The sequence below is a fragment of the Bradyrhizobium sp. R2.2-H genome (assembly GCF_004346455.1).
Lineage (GTDB): Bacteria > Pseudomonadota > Alphaproteobacteria > Rhizobiales > Xanthobacteraceae > Bradyrhizobium > Bradyrhizobium diversitatis.
This window is the reverse complement of the sequence record NZ_SMBR01000001.1, coordinates 469,626-491,964: the sequence shown is the minus strand read 5'-3', so window position 1 is coordinate 491,964 and position 22,339 is coordinate 469,626. Positions and strand designations below refer to the sequence as shown.

The 22,339-nt window shown below is 64.8% G+C and carries 18 protein-coding genes; 13 read left to right on the top strand and 5 right to left on the bottom strand.

The genetic code is table 11. From position 1 onward, the window contains the following. Positions 1 to 34 precede the first annotated feature (34 nt). The 5 genes from EDE08_RS02355 (at position 35) to EDE08_RS02335 (ending at position 5,832) form a co-directional block, all read left to right on the top strand. Positions 35 to 739 carry a TetR/AcrR family transcriptional regulator gene (locus tag EDE08_RS02355; protein WP_131866775.1) on the top strand — a complete coding sequence of 235 codons (705 nt, stop codon included), beginning with the start codon at positions 35 to 37 and terminating at the stop codon, positions 737 to 739. A 239-nt stretch (positions 740 to 978) separates the two neighbouring features. Further along, on the top strand, positions 979 to 2,565 hold the full coding sequence (locus EDE08_RS02350) for an ABC transporter substrate-binding protein (RefSeq protein ID WP_131866773.1): 1,587 nt from the start codon (positions 979 to 981) through the stop codon (positions 2,563 to 2,565). Between the two features lie 64 nt (positions 2,566 to 2,629). Beyond that, entirely contained in the window at positions 2,630 to 4,054 is a 1,425-nt protein-coding gene (locus tag EDE08_RS02345) for an amidase (protein WP_245524677.1), read from the top strand. A 30-nt stretch (positions 4,055 to 4,084) separates the two neighbouring features. Then, positions 4,085 to 5,359 (top strand): aminotransferase class III-fold pyridoxal phosphate-dependent enzyme, encoded by a 1,275-nt coding sequence (locus EDE08_RS02340; protein ID WP_131866769.1) that lies wholly within the window; start codon positions 4,085 to 4,087, stop codon positions 5,357 to 5,359. Positions 5,360 to 5,508: 149 nt separating this feature from the next. Further along, on the top strand, positions 5,509 to 5,832 hold the full coding sequence (locus EDE08_RS02335; protein WP_245524676.1) for a hypothetical protein: 324 nt from the start codon (positions 5,509 to 5,511) through the stop codon (positions 5,830 to 5,832). 90 nt (positions 5,833 to 5,922) lie between these two features. Here EDE08_RS02335 and cax read toward each other — a convergent pair whose 3' ends face one another. Beyond that, entirely contained in the window at positions 5,923 to 7,023 is a 1,101-nt protein-coding gene (cax, locus tag EDE08_RS02330) for a calcium/proton exchanger (RefSeq protein ID WP_131866767.1), read from the bottom strand. Between the two features lie 325 nt (positions 7,024 to 7,348). Continuing rightward, positions 7,349 to 8,410, bottom strand: a complete 1,062-nt coding sequence (locus EDE08_RS02325; protein ID WP_131866765.1) for an isocitrate/isopropylmalate dehydrogenase family protein — start codon at positions 8,408 to 8,410, stop codon at positions 7,349 to 7,351. 183 nt (positions 8,411 to 8,593) lie between these two features. Here EDE08_RS02325 and EDE08_RS02320 point away from each other — a divergent pair, with 183 nt between their 5' ends. Further along, positions 8,594 to 9,982, top strand: coding sequence for an MFS transporter (locus EDE08_RS02320; protein WP_131866763.1), 1,389 nt, complete (start codon positions 8,594 to 8,596; stop codon positions 9,980 to 9,982). Between the two features lie 27 nt (positions 9,983 to 10,009). On the opposite strand, the gene EDE08_RS02315 is transcribed toward EDE08_RS02320, so the two are convergent. Next, positions 10,010 to 12,205 (bottom strand): hypothetical protein, encoded by a 2,196-nt coding sequence (locus tag EDE08_RS02315; protein ID WP_131866761.1) that lies wholly within the window; start codon positions 12,203 to 12,205, stop codon positions 10,010 to 10,012. A 204-nt stretch (positions 12,206 to 12,409) separates the two neighbouring features. Then, positions 12,410 to 14,029, bottom strand: coding sequence for a B12-binding domain-containing radical SAM protein (locus EDE08_RS02310; protein ID WP_131866759.1), 1,620 nt, complete (start codon positions 14,027 to 14,029; stop codon positions 12,410 to 12,412). Positions 14,030 to 14,369: 340 nt separating this feature from the next. On the opposite strand from EDE08_RS02310, the gene EDE08_RS02305 reads away from it, so the two are divergent. The 7 genes from EDE08_RS02305 (at position 14,370) to soxA (ending at position 20,615) form a co-directional block, all read left to right on the top strand. Beyond that, a complete protein-coding gene (locus EDE08_RS02305) occupies positions 14,370 to 14,819 on the top strand; it encodes a (2Fe-2S)-binding protein (RefSeq protein ID WP_061878293.1) in 450 nt (149 codons plus the stop codon). A 12-nt stretch (positions 14,820 to 14,831) separates the two neighbouring features. Beyond that, a complete protein-coding gene (locus EDE08_RS02300; RefSeq protein ID WP_131866757.1) occupies positions 14,832 to 17,015 on the top strand; it encodes a xanthine dehydrogenase family protein molybdopterin-binding subunit in 2,184 nt (727 codons plus the stop codon). 126 nt (positions 17,016 to 17,141) lie between these two features. After that, entirely contained in the window at positions 17,142 to 18,413 is a 1,272-nt protein-coding gene (locus tag EDE08_RS02295) for an NAD(P)/FAD-dependent oxidoreductase (RefSeq protein WP_131866755.1), read from the top strand. Between the two features lie 214 nt (positions 18,414 to 18,627). Beyond that, entirely contained in the window at positions 18,628 to 19,050 is a 423-nt protein-coding gene (gene soxX / locus EDE08_RS02290) for a sulfur oxidation c-type cytochrome SoxX (protein WP_245524675.1), read from the top strand. A 4-nt stretch (positions 19,051 to 19,054) separates the two neighbouring features. Then, on the top strand, positions 19,055 to 19,522 hold the full coding sequence (locus EDE08_RS02285) for a SoxY-related AACIE arm protein (protein WP_131866753.1): 468 nt from the start codon (positions 19,055 to 19,057) through the stop codon (positions 19,520 to 19,522). Beyond that, the gene (gene soxZ, locus EDE08_RS02280) at positions 19,522 to 19,839 is read left to right on the top strand and encodes a thiosulfate oxidation carrier complex protein SoxZ (RefSeq protein WP_061878297.1); all 318 of its coding nucleotides are present in this window, start codon (positions 19,522 to 19,524) and stop codon (positions 19,837 to 19,839) included. Before EDE08_RS02285 ends, soxZ begins: the two co-directional genes overlap by 1 nt. Next, on the top strand, positions 19,836 to 20,615 hold the full coding sequence (gene soxA / locus EDE08_RS02275; protein ID WP_131866751.1) for a sulfur oxidation c-type cytochrome SoxA: 780 nt from the start codon (positions 19,836 to 19,838) through the stop codon (positions 20,613 to 20,615). Before soxZ ends, soxA begins: the two co-directional genes overlap by 4 nt. Positions 20,616 to 20,668: 53 nt before the next feature. On the opposite strand, the gene EDE08_RS02270 is transcribed toward soxA, so the two are convergent. Next, the gene (locus EDE08_RS02270) at positions 20,669 to 22,336 is read right to left on the bottom strand and encodes a regulator (protein WP_131866749.1); all 1,668 of its coding nucleotides are present in this window, start codon (positions 22,334 to 22,336) and stop codon (positions 20,669 to 20,671) included. Positions 22,337 to 22,339: the final 3 nt, after the last annotated feature.

Below are 22,339 nucleotides of genomic sequence, written 5' to 3'. Positions count from 1 at the left end.
ATGACCGGTACACGCCCGGCTGTCGAAGAGCGCAGTGCATTTCAGTATTTCGCGCCGTGCTTCGTCTGAATCTCTGTGCGTGATGGCGAACAGTTTGGGGAACGGCAAAGAATTGGGTGCTGGACGTCGTTCGCCGATGCGCAAGCGCGGTCGCGAGCGGCTTCAGCTTCTGCTCGATGCCACCGCAGACCTGCTCGCCGAACGGCTCGACGAGGATATCAGTCTCGCTCAAATCGCCGAGCGAGCAGATGTGCCTCTCGCCTCGGTCTATCACTTCTTTCCGAACCGAGGCGCCGCCTTTGTAGCCTTGGCGCAACGCTACCACGCCGAGATCGCGGCACGCGCCGCGGGCCCGGTTCATCCTCGTCCCCAGACCTGGCAGCACTACATCGCCAACAGCCAGAAGGCCGGCGCGGCGCATCTGAACCGCAATCCTGCAGCGCTGCGCCTTTTCATGGGCGCAGGTGTCAGTGTCGAGGTGAGAAACACGGATCTCAGCGGCAACGCCCATCTCGCAAAGCAGCGTACCGCCTATCTGCGTGCGACGTTCGACATGCCCAAGGTACCGGATCTGGAGAAATGGGTCGCGGTGTCGATCGCGCTCGTGGACGGAATCTGGGCGCTGTCCTACAGCCTCCATCGATCCATCACCCCGGAATATCTCGAGGAATCGATCAGATGCTCCATCGCATATTTGCGATGCTACCTGCCGGAAGTCGTCGATCGGCGCGCCCCCTGACCCCTCCTCTAATCATATAAAATTCTGCTATCTCTCGAGCCGCCGCCGCTCCCCGCTTCCGCCGTGGGCGGCTCGCTGACCAATTTTTGCTCATATTTACGTATGATCGTGAAAATGCAGGGATCTTTCCCTGGAGGACGCGCCCAAAGACTCCGCTTTATAATCGAAATTTATATCATTATCATCCCGCGCATGGTGAGGTCCGCCGCCTGATCTCCGTTTCCCCTGAAAGGAGTGCCATGAACCGCCGAGACTTCTTGAAAGCCGCAACCGCCACGGCAACGGCCACAGTTGCAGCGCCTCGCCTCGCGTCGGCGGCGGGTGAGAAGGTCCTGACCTTCGTTCCGCAATCCGATCTCACTTTGCTCGATCCCGTGCAGACGACGGGGCTCGTGACCCGCAACCATGCACTGATGGTGTTCGACACGCTCTACGGCGTCGACGAACGCTTCGAAGCACAGCCGCAGATGGTGGCTGGTCACGAGATCGACCGCGACGGCCTGCGCTGGACATTGACGCTGCGCGAGGGATTGAAGTTTCACGACGGCGAACGGGTCCTGGCGCGGGACGCCGTGGCCAGCATCAAGCGCTGGTGGAGCCGAGACGTCTTCGGTGGAGATCTTCGCAGCGCCACCGCTGAACTCTCCGCAACGTCCGACAATACGATCGTCTTCGACTTGAAGAAGCCTTTTCCTTTGCTGGCCTATGCGCTGGGCAAGCCATCGAGCGTGTGCCCCGTCATGCCCGAGCGCCTTGCGCTCACGCCGGGCACGGAGCAGGTCAAGGAGATGATCGGCAGCGGACCGTTCCAGTTCGTGCCGGACGAACGCATCGTCGGATCCCAGGTCGTCTACAAGCGGTTTGACGGTTACGTCCCGCGAGCGTCAGGCACCGCCAGCTTCATGGCCGGCCCCAAGACCGTCCATCTCGACCGCGTGATCTGGCGCGTTCTGCCGGATGCTGCGACGGCTGCGGCCGCCCTTCAGGTCGGCGAAGTCGACTGGTGGGAGCAACCGACTCCGGACTTGTTGCCGCTGCTCGCCAAGCGAGGCAACATCAAGGTCGAGGTCAAGGACACCGGCGGCTATCTCGCGATGATCAGGCTCAATCATCTCGTTCCCCCCTTTGACAATCCCGCAATCCGTCGCGCCATCCTGTCGGCCATCAGCCAGACGGAATTCATGACGGCCGTCATGGGCACCAATGGCAATTTCTGGAAGGACAATGTCGGCTTCTTCCTGCCCGCCTCCCCCTTCGCAAACGATGCCGGCATGGACGTCTTCGCGGGCGCGCCGGACTACGCCAAGGCCAAGCGCGATCTACAGGCGGCGGGCTACAAGGGCGAGCGTATCGTCTTCGTCGTCCCGACCGACCTCCACGCCCTCAATTCCATGAGCCTGGTCGCCGCCGACATGTTCCGCAAGATCGGCCTCGAGGTCGACTACCAGGTGTCCGACTGGGGCACCGTGTTGCAGCGTATTGCGTCGCAACGCCCGCTCGACCAGGGCGGCTGGAGCGCATGGTGCAATTACGTCCCCGGCGCGTCCGCGATCAATCCTGCCGCTCACTCCTATCTCAGGGGTATCGGCAAGGCCGGCACCTTCGGCTGGCCGAGCAGCGAGAAGATCGAGGCCCTGCGCCTCGCATTTCTGTCGGCCGAGGACGACAAGGAAAGACAGCGGCTGGTTCGGGAAATCCAGGCGCAGGCCATGCAGGACACCCCGTATCTGCCGCTCGGCTACTTTGCGCAGCCGGCCGCGTACTCCCAGAAGCTCAGCGGCATTCCCTTGGGCTTCTCCCAGTTCTACGGTGTGAAGAAGGCCTGATCCTCGGGGCCCGTCGATCACACCTCGACCCATGCAATCAACACCTCGGTGGATGGCCGAAAACATGAACGACTTGCACGCCGAACTGGGTTACGCAACCGCGCTGGAACTGAAGGCGCGCTTTGAACGCCGCGAGCTCTCGCCGGTAGAGGCCGTATCGGGGATCCTCGACCGGATCGCGGCGCTCGAGCCGGCGATCAACGCATTTTCCGTGGTGATGAGAGACGACGCATTGGCGGCAGCACGGGACTCCGAGCGGCGCCTGCGCAGCGGAGAGGCTCGCCCTCTCGAAGGAATTCCGGTCACGATCAAGGACGCCTTCGGCGTCGCCGGCTACGAAACGGCGACCTGCACGCATGCGCTGAAGGGCCCCGTTGCTCGCGAGGATAACATCGTCGTGGCGCGCCTGCGCGATGCCGGCGCGATCATTCTCGGCAAGACCACGATGTCCGAATTCGGCTGGTCCGGCATCAGCCGCAATCCGGTGACGGGCGTGACGCACAATCCATGGAAACGCGGCTTCAATGCCGGCGCCTCGTCTGCAGGCGCAGGCGCAGGTGCAGCGGCCGGCTACGGACCGCTGCACCTCGGCTCGGATGGAGCCGGCTCGATCCGGATGCCGTCGCATTTCTGTGGCGTATTCGGCTTGAAGCCGACCTTTGGCCGGGTCCCCTACGCGCCGGTCTCCAACAACGACTACGCCACCTATATCGGCCCGATGACGCGGACCGTCGCCGATGCCGCGCTGATGCTGGAGACAATGGCCGGCCCGCATCCGCTCGACCACACTTCCTGCGAAGCGGCGCCCGATGCCTACTTCGCGAAGCTGAAGAGCTCGATGAAGGGCAAGCGTATCGCCTTCAGCCCCGACCTCGGCCATGCCCGCGTCGACGACGAGATCGCAGCGATCGTCGCGTCGGCGGCCAAGGTCTTTGCCGACGAGCTTCAGGCCGAGGTCGAGATCGTGACGCCGCCATGGGGCCCGAAGGGACCGGAACTCGGGCGGTTCTTCTGGGCGGTCCTGTGGGGACGAAGGGCCGGCCTGCTGCCGCAATGGGAGAGCCAGATGGACAGCGACTTAGTCGCCTGCATCCGCGAGGGCGCCAATTACTCGGCGACCGAATTCATGGACATGCGCGAGCGCAAATACGCCTACGTCGCCGAGATATCGACCTTCCTCGAGGATTGGGATTATCTCATCACGCCGGTCGCCTCGGTTGCGGCCTTTCCCGTCGAGCGGGTCAGGCCGGAACATTGGCCCGAGCACGATTGGGATTGGCTTGAATGGGCGGAATTCCTCTACCCCTTCAACATGTCGAGCCACCCGGCCGCGAGCGTGCCCTGCGGCATGACCCGCGCCGGCCTGCCCGTGGGCCTGCAGATCGTCAGCCGTCGCTTCGACGATCTTAGCGTCCTGCAGGCAGCCGCCGCCTTCGAGGCTGCAATGCCGTGGAGACAGCGTCGTCCCGACATCGCGATGCCGAGCTGACGCGCGGCCACAAATCCGGCAGGACAATCCATGATGAGAAATTCGAAGGACTCCGAACTGCGCGAACGCGCACGGCAGGTGATCCCGAAGGGCATGTATGGTCACGAATCGGTCGCCCTTCTTTCGGAGGACTTTCCGCAATTCTTCTCGCGAGCCGAGGGAGCCTATCTCTGGGACTGCGATCACAACCGCTACGTCGACTACATGTGTGCGTTCGGTCCCAATCTGCTCGGCTACCGGCACCGCGCCATCGAGGAAGCCGCACGGGCCCAGGCCGCGATGGGAGACACCATGACCGGCCCGTCCGAAGCGATGGTCGTGCTTGCGGAAGACCTCGTATCGATGATCGGGCATGCGGCCTGGGCCATGTTCTGCAAGAACGGCAGCGATGCGACCTCGATGGCGATGGTGACGGCACGGGCCTATCGGGATCGCCGCAAAATTCTCGTCGCGAAGGGCACCTATCACGGCGCCGCCCCCTGGAATACTCCCAACATGAAGGGCATCACAGCGGAGGACCGTGCCCACATCATCTATTTCGACTACAACGACCTCGACAGTGCGACGGAGGCGTTTCGCAAGGCCGCCGGCGACGTCGCCGGCGTCTTCGCGACGCCATTCCGTCACGAGACGTTCAACGACCAGTACGCGCCCTCGGCCGAATATGCGCTTGGACTGAGGAAGCTTTGCGATGATGCGGATGCTTTGCTGATCCTCGACGAGGTACGCACCGGCTTTCGCCTCTCGCGCGACTGCAGCTGGTCGGTACACGGGGTTCAGCCCGATCTCAGCGCATGGGGCAAGGTGCTCGCCAACGGCTATCCGATCTCGGCCCTTCTCGGCTCGGAGAAGGCCCGCAGCGCAGCGTCGAGCATCTACGTCACGGGATCCTTCTGGTTCTCCGCCGTGCCGATGGCGGCGGCAATCGCGACCCTGCGGGAGATCCGGACAACCGATTATCTCGAACGGATCGTCGCCAATTCCACGCGGCTGCGCGCCGGCATTGCGGCGCAGGCCTCCGCACACGGCATCGGGGTTCGCCAGACCGGACCGTCGCAGATGCCGCAAATCCTGTTCGACGACGATCCAGACATGCGGAAGGGTTACTTCTGGGCCGGCTTTGCAGTTCGATCCGGGGCCTACCTTCACCCCTATCACAACATGTTCTTCAACGCCGCCCTGACGACGGACGACATCGACAACACGCTCGACATCACGGATAGAGCCTTCGCCGAACTGAAGCGGCGGCTGCCGTCCTTGCCCGCCCAATCGAACGAACTGGTGCTGCAACGCCTTGGACTTTGAACCTGGGCGTTGAAGACGATGGGCGCTGAAGGCTGAGCAGCGCCATCAGCCGGAGCCGGAGCGCTGCTATCAGGCACAGTCGCCCAGGCCGGGGCGATCCCGACGCATCTTTCGACGATGAAATCGATGGTCGATCGGACACCACTGAAGTGCGATGGGTTGGCGGCTGGCGCGGCGGCGGCTACGGCTATCGCGGTGGTGGTTGGGGCTATCGCGGCGGCTGGGGTTATCGCGGCTACGGTTATCGCGGGCTCGGTTATGGTGCGGTTGCCGGCGCCGTCGTCGGCGGCGCGATTGCGCGGAGCGCCTATTACCGCGGCGATGGCGGGTACTACGGTGGCGGTGGCTACTATGACGGTTATCCGGCCTACGGCTACAGCTCCCCGGCCGCATCGTATTACGGTTATGGCGGCGGCAACTATGGCTATGGCGGCGACAATTGCTCGCCCTCCGGCAGCTACTGGGCCTATTAGCGGGAACGCATTCGCCTCTTCGGAGGATGGCTTGCCGCGCGCCGCCATTCCCCGACAGGCCAATTCACGCCCGTGCCGACAGGCAGCACCTCATTCCTGACCCGCCGGCGGGACGACATACAGGGTCAGGGCAAACACGGCGTAGATGAAGATCATCAAGGCGCCGACGAACCATGCCGAGCGACCGCTTGTGGTGATGAAGGTCGCCGTAACAGTTGCAATCATCACCATTGTGACGGCGCCCGGCCAGAACTGAAGGTTCATCGGCGTCGGTCCCACGACGTAGCTCAGCAGCACCAGTGCAGGTGCAACGAATAGCGCGATCTGCGAGGCGCTGCCGAGCGCAATGCTGACGACCATGTCGAGCCGGTCCTTGCGCGCCGCGGCAAACGCCACCGCGAATTCGGCGGCCGCACCGACCAGCGAAACGATGATGAAGCCGACGAAGGCCGGACTCATTCCGAAGGTTTCCGCCGCCTTCTGCACCGATTCCACGAAGATCTCGCTCACCAGCGCGACCAGCACGGTGACGACCAGCAGCGTTCCGACGGCAACCCCGATCGGCCAGTGCGCCTCCTCGTGCTCACCGTGATCGGCGCTTGCGAACAATTCCTTGTGTGTCCCGAGCGAGAACCACAGGCCCAGCGCGTAAGCGACGATGAGGAGCATCGAAATGCCGACGCTCAGCTTGTGAAGGACGCCTCCGCCCTGCGGCAGATGTTCGAGGTCGGCGACGGCCGAAGGCGCCAGCAGCGCGACCGTTGCCATCAACAACAAGCCGGACGAGAGCCGCGCGCCGGCGCGGTTATACTCCTGCACATGGTAGCGCATGCCGCCGATCAGCAGGCAGGCGCCGAGCATGAATATCGCGTTGGTCACGATCGCGCCCGCAATCGAGGCCTTCACCAGCATGTACTGGCCCGCCCGCAGCGCCGTGATGGCGATGATCAACTCCGTCAGATTGCCGAGCGTTGCATTGAGCAGTCCGCCCACGGCATCGCCGGTCTTGGCAGCGACCGCTTCTGTGGCGTGGCTGAGCAGCGCCGCCAGCGGCACGATCGCAAGCACGGCCAGCACGAAGAGCAGCGTGTGGGAGTGCGGCGCAGCCGCATCGGCCACCAGCACGATGGGTACAAAGACCAGCATCCAGAGCAAAGGGGTGTCCCGGATTTCCCTGAGCAAAGCCGCCATATCGACGCCGCCTTCCATTGATGCGTTGATGGATGGTCTGGCGGCCCTGCGGGGTGAGTATTGATCTGCCTCAAGGCGAGACGGCGCGCCGCCAAATGGCGTGAGGCCGGACATCACGCATCGTGAGAATGCGCCCTCGTTCACGACCGCTGGCACGTAGCATCATGCCAGTGTTTTGCCCGACGGATCAACGTGATCGAGGTCACGGATGTCGTCGCGAGGCTCCTCGAAAAATCCCTTGTCGATCAAGGGCCTTCTACTGTGCATGGGGTTGTTTTCGCGATTTTGTCTTGAGCCCACCGAAAAAAAATTCCGCGAGACCTCCTCACCCTCCCTGCAGGATCTCCGCAATCGCAGCCCCCGCCGCGATGGTGCCGAGCCTGCCGCCGACGTCGCGCGTGGCCCTGCCCTCGCCGATCGCCTTCGCCGCCGCTGCCTCGATCGCGCGCGCAGCCTCCTCATAGCGCACGGCGCCGCTGTTCTCGCCATGCCAGGCCAGCAGCAAGGCCGACGACAGGATCAACGACACCGGATTGGCGACGTCCTGCCCCGCAATGTCGGGCGCCGAACCGTGCGCGGCCTGCGCCATGGCATGGCGGTCGCCGACATTGAGCGAGCCGCCGAGGCCCAGGCTGCCGGAGAGTTCCGCCGTGAGATCCGACAGGATGTCGCCGAACATGTTGGTCGCGACGATGACGTCGAAGCGATCGGGATTGCGCACCACATGCGCCATCATGGCATCGACCAGAATGTCGTCGACCACGAGACCGGGATATGTCCTTGCCGCCGCGCGGCAGATGTCCAGGAACATGCCGTCCCCGATCTTGAGCACATTGGCCTTGTGCACGATGGTCAGATGCTTGCGCCGCTTCATCGCGAGCCGGCAGGCGGCGTGCGCGATGCGCTCGCAGCACGCCCGCGTGATCCTTCGCAGCGAGATCACGACGTCAGGCGTGACCAGCATCTCGCCATTGCCCTGCTCCATGTTGCGGTCGGCGTAGAATCCTTCGGTGTTCTCGCGCACCACGACGAGGTCGAACTCGCCGAGGCGGCCGGGCCGCCCGGCATAGGTGCGCGCGGGCCTGACATTGGCGTAGAGATCGAGGCTCTTGCGGAAGTGGCGCGACGGATTGATCTCGCCATGCGCCTCGTCCTTGAAGTCGAAGGTCGCGGTCGGCCCCAGGATCAGGCCATCGGCCGTGCGGACGATGTCGAGCAGCTCGGGGCGCACGGTGGTGCCTGATAGCCTCAAGCTCACGTGACCGACCGCGTGCTCCTCCAGCCGCAGATTGAGCTGGAAGCGCTCGGAGGCTGCCCGCAGCACGCCCGTTGTCGCGGTCGTGATCTCCGGTCCGATGCCGTCACCGGGCAACACGACGATGTGCATGGCGCTCTCCTGAGATTGCAACAGCCGCCGCGATCATACGCCGGTGGATGGCATCAGCGCCCAACCTTCGCGCATACACAGCATGCGCGCTTGTGCCTGTGGCAGGCGGCCCGGCCGTAGTACATGCCGAGAGGCCCCAGCTCCGGCGCCGGAGCAACGCGCGAACGCAACGACAACGAGGCAATGACAATCACGTTACCGGCCGCCACGCGCGAGCCCGATCACACCATGTCCGATGGCCTGCCGGCCGGCCAGCGGCGCTGGGCCATCGCTGCGATCTTCACCGCGCTGGCGATGGCCTCGCTCGACACCGCGATCGCCAACATCGCCCTGCCCGCCATCGCCGCCGATCTGCACGTCACGCCGGAGCAGTCGGTCTGGGTCGTCAACGTCTACCAGATCGCGCTGGTCGCGACGCTGCTGCCGCTGGGCGCGCTCGGCGAGATCGTCGGACACCAGCGCATCTATCTCGGCGGCCTGATCCTGTTCACCATCGCCTCGCTGCTCTGCGCGGTGGCGTGGTCGCTGGACAGCCTGCTCGTCGCGCGCACGCTGCAAGGGCTCGGCGCGAGCGGCATCATGAGCGTCAACACCGCGCTGGTGCGCTTCGTCTATCCCGGACGGATGCAGGGCCGCGGCTTCGGCCACAACGCGCTGGTGGTCGCGACCGCCTTCACCTTCGGTCCCTCGATCGCCTCCGCCATCCTGGCGATCGGCCCGTGGCCCTGGCTGTTCGCCGTCAACATCCCGTTCGGCCTGGTCGCGATCGGCATCGGCTTTGCGATGCTGCCGAAGACCCCGCGCGCCGATCACGGCTTCGACTTTCTCGGCGCGACCCTCGCCGTCGCCTGCCTCGGCCTGTTCATCACCGGCATCGGCAGCGCCGCGCACAATTTGTCGCCGGTGGTCGTGGGCATCGAGCTGGTCACCGCCCTCGCGCTCGGCTTCATCCTGACCCGCCGCCATGCCGGCCATCCCGCGCCGATGCTGCCGATCGACCTGTTCAGCCGGCCGATGTTCGCGCTGTCGGCGGCGACTGCGGTGTGCTCCTTCGCGGTGCAGGGCCTCGCCTTCGTCTCGCTGCCGTTCTACTTCGAGGACGTGCTCGGGCGTTCACAGGTCGAGACCGGCTTCTTCATGACGCCCTGGCCGCTGGTGGTCGGCATCATGGCGCCGATCGCGGGACGCCTCTCCGACCGCTATGCCGTCGGCCTGCTCGGCGGCATCGGCCTCGTGCTGCTCGGCCTCGGCATGGCGCTGCTCGCCATGCTGCCGGCCAATCCTGCGATCGCCGACATCATCTGGCGCATGGTGATCTGCGGCATGGGGTTCGGCTTCTTCCAGGCGCCGAACATGAAGGCGGTGATGTCGAGCGCGCCGCCGCACCGCAGCGGCAGCGCCTCGGGCATCGTCGCCACTGCGCGCCTGACGGGACAGACGACCGGCGCGGCGCTCGCCGCGGCCTGCTTCGCGCTCGCGGGTCATGACGGCGCGACACTGGCGCTGGCGCTTGGCGCAGGCTTCGCCGCGCTCGGCAGCGTGATGAGCTTCCTGCGGCTCGCCGTGAAGTAGACCGTTGGCACGCTTTTCCGGCTGGCCTCACGGCACCTTCTGCGCGATCGGACGGCTCACGACTGCCGCCGTATCGAGCGGCTCGCATTTGACCGTCCGTGTCAGCCTTGGCGGCCCTGTCCAACCCGCGGTCTCGCTCACGGGCACAAACGTGCTTCCTTGCGGCGCCAGAATGATCGGCTCTGATTTCAGGCAGAGATCGGGAAATGCGATGCCATGGCCGCCGGCTCGGGTGAACCGCCCGACCAGCATCTGGGAGGCCTGCATCCGCGTCGCCGGCGACGCCCGCATCGTACGTTCGGGATCGAACGCGCGGTAGCACGGCCAGTCGGTGTGGTTCGGTGCGAACTCGTACACGACCTGGCACGCCGCTCCGGCCGATTTCACGAAGGGCATATTCGAAGGCGCCGCGGCATCGCGTTCGAAAACCAATGTCTGCAGCGTCAACGCTTCCGTCGTCGCGTCGGACGTGACGGGCTTGCCCGCTTGGACCGCAACTTCTCCGCGCGAGAACACCAGCTTGGTTCTGGGTCGCGCGTCCCTGGTCTCCAGCACCAGCACGGGCCTCTCCGCCCAGGAGCGATCCAGTTCCACCTCGCCGTTGCCCATCATCAGTTGCACATTGCCGACGGAGGGCTTGTCCTTGGCGAAATCGATCATGCGAAGGTGCACGTTCGACTTCGTCGCCTCGAGGCTCAGGAAGCGCAGGTCGTCCACCTTGCGCGTGATCGGCATCATCGGATCGAAGCGATCGTCGATGTCGAACCGAACGATCTTCTTCAGCCTGGCCGAGAGGGGTCCTTTTGCGACGAGCGGCGGTGCAACGTCGATCACGAGCAGGGCGCCTTCGGGCGAAAAGCTATTGCCGAAGGCGCGCTGCCGGGCGGCGGTCAGCAGCGAGTCCGTCTGCAGCGCGATGTCCCGCGCGAAATAGATCTGCTGCCCGGGGCGAACCAGCGGAAAGTTCTGAAATGCGCCGAGCGCCGCGCCGTTGCGGACCTCCGTTTCGGGGAAGGTGACGCATTTGGACCGATCGTCATGGTCGGTCTCCTCGACCTTCCGGGACGCAGAGCGCGAACAGAAGCTCAGATGGTGCTCTGTCGTCTTCTGTGGGCTGGCCGAGGTCGCATAGATGAGATCCGAACTTCCGGGTACCTCCATCGGAAGCGGAGAGGTCGCGAACATGTCGACTTCCACGCGGGTCAGCGATGGACCCGCATCGACCGAGCAGAGATCCCGGGTCGGCAAGGTATTGGTGAGGAGTCGCGCCGCATCGGCGCTGACGACACAGGATATGCTGTTCTCCGAGTTATTCCGGCTCATCCAGATCAGATGGTTCTTGCCCGCTCCATCGACCAGGAGATGGGGCGCCGCGTGCCGCCGGCGTGGCGGCAACCAGACCGGCATGGTTTCGGTCAGCATGGGCACGCGCTTGAGCAGCACGTCCGGCAACCGCGTCACCCCGACCGCGCGCAGTTCGGCGCTGACGGCGTTGGGATCGGTGGTCCACTCGAGAACGGGAACCGTCGCGCAGGTGATGCACGTCACGGCCAGATTGGAGCGAAGGTTCTCGAACATGAGAATGACCTGATCGGGGTCATCTGCGTATTTGGCAGGTAGGATCGCCTTGAATGGATGATCGACCACGCGGCTGACCTGAAATCCGTTCGACCGCGACGGATCCGAATCGAATTCGAAATAGGTCGATCGGTCCCAGCCGCGATAGGCGTCATATCCTCCCAGACTCACACCGGCCAGAACCATCTTGGAATCGGTCTGACAGCGCGCCGCGCTGCTTTCCTGACTGCTGTTTCGTATGTAGACGCACAGCCGAAAAGCCGCGTTCTGTAGAATGCGATCGCAATCGTTCTGGTTATAGCCGTAGGTCGCAAGGCCGTGGCGATAGCACAGGTCGTGAAAGACGCAGGCCTGCCTGAAGCGTTGCAGGACGAGATGGCGCTTCTGGCTGGAATCCTTTCCGCCATCGAACAATATGTTGGCCCAGGGCGGCAGGCTGCAGTTCAAGCCCTCGCCGCTGCCGCCGATGGTGCTGACGACGTCCGGCCCCGATTGAAAGGCGGTGACCGTGGCGGGCATCTCGCCGTCGGTGATGTCGTCGACGTTCTTGTAGATGGAATCGGTGATGAAGGAAGGCAGATACGCAAAGGCCAGAACCGCCACGACAATCAATGCAATCGACCAGCGGATCACCTTCCTGAACATGGCTCAACCCCGCTAAAGCCAATCCCGCAATGACGCAGCGGCGCACCGAAATCATGGCAGGCCCGGTGTCGTCCTGATGACGATCAGCTTGAGGTTGTTCGGCTGTCAAGCCGGGATCTCGCACATGACAGCCACTTTGATTGCCGGAAGGCCCGCCCGGCGGCGCATCGAAGCGCCCCGCGGCCCCCGTAGGCCCTCCGGATCTCAGGCCAGATGTCGAATCTCGGTCGCGTCCATTTCTACGACGGGATTGGGCATGTGCTCGCCCAACGCGGCCAGACGCTCGTCGATAGCCGCGATCACCTTGCGCGAGAACGGTCCGAGATGCGCATAGGCCGCGATCATCTGCACGGCGATGCGTGCGGACGAGGTGTCACGCTTGGCGCAATTCATGAAGGTCTGCCACAGCGGCCCCCGTGCCTCGGGAAGGGCGGAGACCACCTTGTGCACCGTCTCCATCGCCCCGAGTCTGGCGCGGATATCTCCTTCGGCCAGTTCGGGGCGCTGCCTGGATCGGTCGAGCAGCGTCATCAGGCGGTCGACCCGTCCTGCATAGGCCGCCGGGCTGTAGGTGTGCTCCAGCACCCGCCTATAGTCCAACAGGATGTCGCGCAACGGGCGGACGGGATCGAAATTGATGCCGGCCGTGCACTGATCGGCGCCGATGGTCGGCGCCACATCATGGCCCGGATGCAGCCGGCCTTCGCGCTCGAGGCGGCGCGTGAGCTGCGTGTTCGGCAAGGCATAGAGCAGGCCGACCATGGCGACGGGAATCGCGGCCTCCTCGATGAATTCGATCATGGCCTCCGCCATCGAGACCTTCTCGTTGTCGAAGCCGACGATGAAGCCCGCGGTGACGAGCATGCCGGCGGCGTAGATCTTGTGGATGCTCTCGGCGATGTTGCGCCGCGTGTTCTGCTTCTTCCGCATCGCGACCAGCGTCGCCGGGTCCGGACTTTCGATGCCGACGAAGATACCGAAGAAATTGGCCGCCCCCATCAGCTCCAGCAGCTCCGGATCGTCGGCGAGGTTGACCGAGGCTTCCGTGGAGAATTCGAAAGGATAGCCGTGCGTGCGCTGCCATTCGGCGAGCTTCGGCAGGAATTGCCGCAGCGACTTCTTGTTGCCGATGAAATTGTCGTCGACGAAGTCGAGATGGCCGCGGTAGCCCATCCGGTAGAGCGTTTCGAGCTCGACGAACATCTGCTCGACCGTCTTGGTCCGCGGCACGCGCCCGTAGAGCTCGATGATGTCGCAGAATTCGCAGGTGAAGGGACAGCCGCGCGAATACTGCACACCGAGATAGAGATAGTCCTCGAACTTGAGCAGGTCGAAGCGCGGCACCGGCGTCTTGGTGACGTCGGCCTGGAACTTCGGCGCGGTGAAGGTGCCCGAACGTGCGCCGCTCTCCCAGGCCGCGATGAATTCGTCGATGACGCTCTCGGCCTCGCCGAGCACCCGGAAGTCGGCCCGCTCATAGAGGTGGGGGCTCGAGGTGGGATCCGGACCGCCGACCACGACCGGCTTGCCGGCGGCGCGACACAGCTCGATCAGGCGCAGCGTGTCGGCCTGCTGCGGCATCATTCCGCCGGTGAACACGACGTCGGCCCAGGCGAGATCATCGTCGCCGAGCGGCGCAGTGTTGCAATCGATCAGCCGGACCGTCCAGCTCTCGGGCAACATCGCGGCAACGGTAATCAGGCCCAAGGGGGCGGCAGGGCGCTTGACGCCCATCACTTTGCAGGATTCGCCAAAGCTCCAGAAGGACTCTGCCGAGAACAGCGGGTAGAGCATCAGCACGTTGCAGGGACTCGGCACGTTCATGGAACTCCTTTTGCTTCGGCTCAGTGTACCAGAGCGCAGGCGTCTTGCATCCCGGCAAAAGGGACAAACTGTCGCCGCTGTGCGGGGCGCGACCCGGGCCTGGAACCGGCCTTGACGGCCGGTCGTCGCCTGAAGCCACGGATTGGCGCCCATGGAGCAGACGTCAACCCGAATCGATCGACGAAGGGATGAGGCAAAACAGCGCCGCGGTCCATACTCTCGCGCGCCGGGCGATGCCTCCCGGCTAGCCCTCGGACTGTTGATTTGAACAGTTCCAGTTTGCCGGACAGATTGCGCCCCTGAGTTCGATCGGTGGATTGGGCCAATCAGGGGACTTGCGATGGCAAACCTAACAATCAACGGAAAAACCTTCACTCTCGACGTCGAGCCGGATACGCCGCTGCTCTGGGCGATCCGCGAGAACGCCGGCCTGACCGGGACCAAATATGGTTGCGGCATTGCACAATGCGGCGCCTGCACGGTCCACATGGACGGCGTGGCGATGCGCTCCTGCGGGATCTCGGTCAGCGAGGCCGAGGGCAAGAAGATCACCACGATCGAAGGGCTCGCATCCGCCGATTCCCTGCACAAGGTCCAGGAAGCCTGGATCGCCCAGGACGTGCCGCAATGCGGCTATTGCCAGAGCGGCATGATCATGGCGGTGGCGGCGCTGCTGAACGAGAAGCCGAAGCCGACCGACGCCGACATCGACGAAGCCATCACCAACATCTGCCGCTGCGGCACCTTCCAGCAGGTGCGCGAGGCGATCCACACGATCGCAAGCGCGTAAGGAAATCCCCACATGAACAAGCATGTCTCGCCGCGGCTCAATCGCCGCGCCTTCGTCATCGGCACGGCCGCGGTCGGCGCCGGCCTCGCCATCGGCCTCGACCTTCCCTTCGGCCCCGCCGTGGTGCGCGCCGCCGACGGCTCGCCCGAGATCGGCGCCTGGGTCGTGGTCAGGCCCGACGACACCGTGGTGATCCGCATCGCCCGCTCCGAGATGGGCCAGGGCTCGCTCACCGGTCTCGCCCAGCTCGTCGCCGAGGAGCTCGAATGCGACTGGACCAAGGTCACGACCGAATATCCGACCCCGGGCCAGAGCGTCGCGCGCAAGCGCGTCTGGGGCGATTTCTCGACCGGCGGCAGCCGCGGCATCCGTTCTTCGCAGGACTATGTCCGCAAGGGTGGCGCCACCGCGCGCGTGATGCTGATCCAGGCGGCCGCCGATGCGTGGAAAGTGCCGGCCTCCGAGTGCACGGCCGCGAACAGCGTCATCACCCATACACGTTCGGGCCGGACCACGACCTACGGCAAGGTCGCCGAGGCTGCGGCGAAGCTGACGCCGCCAGCGGACGTCAAGCTGAAGGATCCGAAGGACTGGAAGCTGATCGGCAAGGGTGTGAAGCGGCTCGACACCGTCGACAAGACCACCGGCGCCATGATCTACGGCGTCGACGTCAAGCTGCCGGGCATGCTGAACGCCGCGATCAAGGACTGCCCCGTGTTCGGCGGCAAGCTGAAGAGCTTCGACGAAACCAAGATCGCCGGCATGAAAGGCGTCAAGAAGGTGGTCAAGGTCGGCGATACCGCGGTCGCCGTCGTTGCCGACACATGGTGGCACGCCAAGACCGCACTGGAGGCGCTGCCGATCGTCTGGGACGAGGGCGACAATGCCAAGGTCTCCAGTGCGTCGATTGCGAAGTGGCTGGCCGAGGGACTCGACGACGCGCAGCCGGCCTATGTCGGCAACAAGAACGGTGATGCGAAGGCGGCGATCGCCGGCGCCGCGAAAAAGGTCGAGGCCGTCTACAGCTATCCCTACCAGAACCACGCCACCATGGAGCCGATGAACGCCACCGCGATCTACACGGCGGACAAATGCGAGGTCTGGTGCGGCACGCAGAATGGCGAGGCGGCCTTCGCCGCCGTGCTGGAGGCTTCCGGCCTGCCGGCCGAGAAGTGCGACGTGCACAAGGTGATGCCAGGCGGCGGCTTCGGCCGGCGCGGTCAGACCGACTATGTGCGCCAGGCGGTCATGATCGCCAGGCAGATGCCGGGCACGCCGATCAAGCTGTTGTGGTCGCGCGAAGAGGACATGGCACAGGGCAGGTATCACCCGATCACCCAGTGCAAGATGACCGGCGCGTTCGACGCCAACAACAATCTGGTCGCGCTGCACTACCGCCTGTCCGGCCAGTCGATCCTGTTCTCGCTTCGCCCCGAGGCGCTGCAGAACGGCATGGATCCCGTCGCGTTCCAGGGCGTCGCCCGGTCCGGAGACGCCGCGTTCGGCTATTCGGTGCCGAACCTGTTGATCGAGCATGCGATGCGCAACCCGCACGTTCCGCCGGGCTTCTGGCGCGGCGTCAACGTCAATCACAATGCGATCTACATGGAATGCTTCATGGATGAGCTGGCTCAGGCCGCAGGCCAGGACCCGCTCGAATTTCGTCGCAAGCTGATGGGCAATCATCCCAAGCACCTCGCGGTGCTCAATGCCGTGGCCGAGAAAATCGGCTGGGACACGCCGGCGCCGCAGGGTGTCTATCGCGGCATCGCGCAGGTCATGGGCTACGGCAGCTATGTCGCCGGCGCCGCCGAGATCTCGGTGACCGACGGCAGCAAGATCAAGGTGCATCGCATCGTCGCCTCCACCGATCCCGGCTACATCGTCAATCCGGCGCAGGTGGAGCGGCAGATCGCCGGCTCCTTCGTCTATGGCCTCTCCGCGCTGTTCTATGGCGGCTGCACCGTCAAGGACGGCAAGATCGAGCAGACCAACTTCGACACCTACAACTCGATGCGCATCAACGAGATGCCGAAGGTGGAATCGGTGATGGTGCCGAGCGGGGGGTTCTGGGGCGGTGTCGGCGAGCCGACCATCGGCGTCGCAGCGCCGGCCGTGCTCAATGCGTACTTCGCCGCGACCGGCAAGCGCATCCGCTCGGTGCCGCTGCGGGACCAGAACATCACGTTCGCGTAAAGCATGATCCGGACCCGAAGGGCCGCGTTAGCGCAAAGTGCGAAGCGGTTTTCCGGAAAAGATCATGCTCTAACAACGACTCGCGGCGGCCATGCCGGCCGCCGCAGCATTTTCCGGACAAGCTTCATGAATGCGCCGGTGACACGGCGGAATGCCGTCCTCGGCATCGCCGTCACGGCCACATCGCTCGCCGCACCTTCGATCCTGCGCGCGCAATCGGCGGGCCGCGTCGTCGTGGTCGGCGGCGGCTTTGGCGGCGCGGCCTGCGCCCGCGCTCTCAAGCGCGCCGACGCCAGATTGCAGGTCACCCTGATCGAGCCAAACAAGACCTACATCTCCTGCCCCTTCAGCAACGAGGTGATCGCGGGCCTGCGCGAGATCGAGGCGCAGCAGTTCGGCTATAACAGGCTCGGCGCCGCCGGCATCACCGTCGTCGCCCAGGCTGCAACGGCCATTGACGCGCAAAAGCGTCGTGTGACCACGGGCGATGGCACCGCATTTGGCTATGACCGGCTCGTGCTCTCGCCCGGCATCGACTTCCATCCCGAAGCCCTGCCCGGCCACGACGAGGCCGCATCGGAGACGATGCCGCACGCCTGGAAGGCCGGTGCGCAAACGCTTTTGCTGCGCAAGCAACTCGAAGCGATGCCGGATGGCGGCACCGTCGCCATCGCAATCCCGGCCAATCCCTCTCGTTGCCCGCCCGCGCCTTACGAGCGCGCAGGCCTGATCGCGCATTACCTGAAGACGAAGAAGCCGCGCTCGAAAGTTCTGATCCTCGATGCCAAGGACACTTTCTCCCTGCAGCGGCTGTTCGAACAGGCATGGAAGGAGCTCTACGGCGACATGATCGAACGCGTCGCACTGTCGCAAGGCGGCCGCGTCACCTCAATCGATGCCGCGACCAGAACCATCGTCACCGAATTCGGCAACTACACCCCTGATGTCGCCAACGTCATCCCACCGCAACGCGCCGGCCGCATCGCCGGGCTCGCGGGTGTTGCGGATGCGACCGGCTGGTGCCCGATCGATCCCGTCACGTTCGAGTCGAAACTCGTCCCGAACGTCCACGTCATCGGCGACGCCTGCCTTGGCGGCGGCATCCCAAAATCGGCCTCCGCTGCAAGCGCGCAGGGCAAGGCCTGCGCCGCCGCGATCGTCAGCCTGCTCGCGGGTCGCACACCGGAGGCGCCACGACTCACAGGGGTCTGCTACAGCACCGTCGCGCCCGGCTACGGTTTCTCGCTCGCCGGAAACTACCAGCCCAGGGGCGACATCTTCGCCGAGGTCGAGGGCAGCGCGACCAGCCCGGTCGATGCGCCTCGCGAATTGCGCGCGCGCCAGGCGACTGAAGCCGAGCGCTGGTTTCAGGCCATCACGGCGGAGACGTTTGGCTAGAGCAATGATGGAACGGGCCTGCCGCCACGACCACAGTGCGCCCCCTCCCCCGCCTGCGGGGGAGGGTTGCGGAGAGGGTGTCTCAACAGCGAAGACTCCCCCAGAGGAAAGAACCCTCACCCGGCGCTGCGCGCCGACCTCTCCCGCAAGCGGGAGAGGCAAGAGGAGGCCGCGGCTCGATCTCTGGTCTCACATTCCTTCGATTGTCGCTGCGGTGATCGCGCTAAGCCCTGCACTTGCCGCCGGCGCGAGAGCCGAAGAGCTCCTGCCCTACACAATCGTCAACGACGGCATTCCGGACTCGCTCACAGGCTCCGCCGGCGATGCCGCGCGCGGCCGCGCTCTGGTGCTCGCGCGCACCACGACCTGCATTCTCTGCCATTCCGGCCCATTCCCGGAAGCGCGGTTCCAGGGTGATCTCGGGCCTGATCTCACCGGCGCCGGGAACCGGTGGTCGGTGAGCCAGCTGCGGCTTCGACTGGTCGATGCCTCGCGTTTCAACCCGGAGACCATCATGCCGTCCTATTATCGCACCGACGGCCTCGTCCGCGTCGGACGCAATTTCGCCGGCAAGCCGATATTGTCGGCTGCGGAGATCGAGGACATCGTGGCTTTTCTTGCAACGCTTCGGGACTAGGGTCATGCCAACCACGCGACGACAATTCCTGAGCCTCGCCGGCGGCGTGACGGTCGCCGGGACCATCCCGATCGTCACGCTGCGGCCGATCGAAGCAACGCCGGCAATGCTCAACACCGCGATCCGCAACGTCGTCGGCGAAGCACAGATTCGCAACGGCAGGGTGAAGCTCGACATTCCGCCGCTGGTCGAGAACGGCAACACGGTGCCGATGACGGTGAGCGTTGCAAGCCCGATGACGGCCGATGACCACGTCAAGAGCATCCACGTCTTCAACGAAAAGAACCCGCAGCCGAACATCGGCAATTTCTATCTCGGCCCCTCCTCCGGCCGAGCCCAGGTCTCGACCCGGATCCGGCTCGCCGATACCCAGAAGGTCGTCGCGATCGCGCATCTCTCCGACGACACGTTCTGGCAGGTTGCCGCGGACGTCGTCGTGACGTTGGCCGCCTGCACCGAGGAGACGAACTGATGGCCGCCCTCATCAACGTTCCCTCGAAAGCCAAACGCGGCGACATCATCGAGATCCGCACGCTGACCTCGCACATCATGGAGACCGGCTTCCGCCACACCGCCGATGGCAAGCTGGTGCCGCGCGACATCATCACGAGCTTTGCATGTCGCTACAACGGCACGGAGATTTTTCGCGCCGATCTGTTTCCGGCGATCGCGGCGAACCCGTACTTGTCGTTCTTCACGGTCGCGAAGGACAGCGGCAAATTCGAGTTCGAATGGATCGGAGATAACGGCTATTCGACAACCGCGTCGGCATCGATCACGGTCGAATGATCTCCTGGCGCGCGATAGCGGTGGCAACCTTGTTCACCGCAGCTCCTGCCCTGCTCGCCGGTGAAATCCCACCCGATGCACGCCGCTCCGGCTACACCTTCATGGGCCCGGACACGCGCGCCATGCAGGACGACGACACCACCAATCCCGGCATGCTGTTCGTGCTCGACGGCGAAGCGCTCTGGGCGAAGAAGACCGGCAGCGCCAACAGGGCCTGCACCGATTGTCATGGCGATGCACGCAGCAGCATGAAGGGCGTCGCGGCGCGCTACCCCGCCTTCGACAAGTCCCTCGGCCGTCCCGTCACGCTCGATCAGCGGATCAATCTTTGCCGCGCCGATCATCAGCAGGCGGTGCCGCTGCCCTACGAGAGCCGCGACCTGCTCGCATTATCCGCTTTTGTCGCCCACCAGTCGCGCGGCATCCTGATCACGGCCGGTGACGATCCGCAAGCCAAACCCTTTGTCGCGCAGGGCCGCGCGCTCTTCATGCAGCGCGAGGGCCAGCTCAACCTCGCTTGCACCAACTGCCATGACGACAATTTCGACAAGCGCCTTGCGGGCGCGCCGATCACGCAGGGACAACCGACCGGCTATCCACTCTACCGTCTGGAGTGGCAAACCCTGGGATCGCTTGAGCGGCGGCTGCGGAGCTGCATGACGGGCGTCCGCGCCCAGGCCTATGATTACGGTTCGCCCGAGTTGGTCGCGCTCGAGCTCTATCTGATGTCGCGGGCGCGTGGCCTGCCGATGGAGACGCCGGCGGTGCGTCCCTGAAACAGGAGCGGCCGGGCCATTGCCCGGCCGCTCCGCCGAATTGAAAGCCGCGCCTACTCCGCCGGCGCGGCCGACATCTCCGGATGCGCGGCGTAGGGCTCGCTAGCGCCGAGCTTGGCGGCGGCGAACAGGCCGGCGGCCATCACAGCGTAGGCCAGCGCGACCGCGGGCGTCACGCCAAAGCCGCCGCCGATGCCGACGGCCTCGCCATGCATGAAGCCGAAATAAGTCAGCACCGCCCCGACCAGCGCAAAGGCCGACGCCTTCTCGAAGTCGCGCTCGATGATGAAGACACCGATCGCGCCGAGGATGAGGCCGCCGAGGATGGAGCCGCCGCCCATCACCTCAAGCCCATGATAGAATACGCCCTGCTGCGGCAGCGCGGCGATCGCGGCGGCCTTGACTGCATCGGCCTTGTCGGCCGCCAGGCCGCCGACGGTTGCCGCCGCGTTCATGGTGGAGCCGAGCATGGTGTCGATCTGGAGCTTGGCCCAGGCGGCCAGATGCGGCGTCAGCGCCAGCACGATGGCGGGCGCGTGCTTGACCGGCGTGGTCTGGAACGCCTGCGCACCGATCAGCATGCCGATATAGAGCAGGATCGGCGAGATCGCGACGACGGGCACGAGTGCCAGCAGCACCGAGATGATGCCGAACCAGGACAGCACGACCACCATGATGCCGGTCGCTGCGGAGTAGCCGATCCGGCCGCCCATCGCCTTCCAGCCGGGGTGGCCGATATAGACGGCGTTGATGAAGGGATTACCCATCAGGCAGCCGACCAGGCTGACGACGCCGTCCGCGGTCAGCACACGCGTGGTCGGATAGTCGTCGCCGGCCGCTTCCGCGCTCTCGACATTGTCCATGGCCTCGACGAGGTCGTAGATGCCGAACGGAATGGCGGTGACGAGGATGATGCCGAGGAACTCGAAGCCGGAGAAGACATAGCCTATCGCCGGGATCGGCACCGAGAAGCCGAAATTGGCGAAGGCAGCGCCAACGCCGGAGATGCTCAGACCGCCAAGGCCGAGCCCGAACAGGTTCGAGCCCCAGGCGATGACCATGCCGACGGCAATGGCGACGAGACCGGCGGGAATGCCGCGCCAATACTTCACACCGCCGAACCAGCTCACCAGGATGATGGCGAAGCAGACCAGACCAATCTGCGGCGTCATGTACATCTCCAGCGCCGGCCGCATCGAGATGAAGGTGACGGAGACACCGGCAAGCGTGCCGAGCAGCGCTGCGCGCGGCGTGATCCTGCGGATGAACGGCGCGATGAAGCCGCCGATCATGAGAATGAAACTCTGGAAGAACACCCAGACGAGGCCGGCCGACCAGCCCTTGAGCGGGTCGCCGGTCTTCAGCGTGATCGGCAGCATGATCACGAAGGTGACGATGAACATGTGCGGCACGCTGACGCCGGAGGGCAGCGCGCAGACGTCGTTGCGGCCGGTCTTCTGCGCGAGCCGGTACGCGAGATACGCATAATAGAAGGTGGACAGGCACATCATCAGCCCGAGGGCGGGCAGGATGCGGCCGAACACGAGGCTATCAGGCATCTTCAGCACGAAGCGCAACAGGCCCGTGAGCACCAGCATGTTGACGAGGATGTTGGTGCCGAAGCCGAAAAACGCGTTCCAGTCGCCCGATGTCCATAGCGCCGGCTTGAATCCGGACGTATCGATTTCAGATTTGCCGGCCGTCCCCGTCAATGTGCTCATGGT